1 pseudogene is annotated in these 459 nt (G+C 63.8%); it reads left to right on the top strand.

The features are described from left to right. Nucleotides 1–194 (top strand): annotated as a pseudogene (locus AC5RVV_RS18085) (ABC transporter ATP-binding protein); the annotation flags it as partial. Nucleotides 195–459: the final 265 nt, after the last annotated feature.

Here is a 459-nt window from a genome sequence, read left to right as displayed (position 1 = left end):
GCGTCGAACCGTTCCAAAAGAAGTGCCTTGCCAAGATCAAGGAACTTGCCGCTGCGGGCAAGACCCTCGTGGTCGTCAGCCACGACCTGGATCTCGTCTCGCAGATCTGCGACCGGGGTGTCCTGCTCAACCACGGCCACGTGGTCTTCGACGGCCCTGTGAAGGACGCGGTCAAGCGCCTGCGCGCAGGCTGACAGCTACGCTGCCTCGGCGTTGCGGCCACCGACGATCCGCCGTCGTTCTGTACGATGACTAGGGGCTTCGTACGATTGTGGCACAGGCGGTGCCGCGCGGGAAGCGTTCGCTGGTGAGGTTTTGAGGAAGGTTCTGTGTCCTGGTCGTCTGTAGTCCCGCTGTTCGTGCTGACATCCCTGATATTCATGGTGCCGGGGGCGCTTGTGGCCTGGGCCGCCAGAGCACGGGGATTCCTTCTCGTGGCGTCGGCGCCTGCCTTGACCG

Source organism: Arthrobacter sp. MDT2-34-1, assembly GCF_059091365.1.
This window is presented reverse-complemented; position numbering and strand designations above follow the sequence as displayed.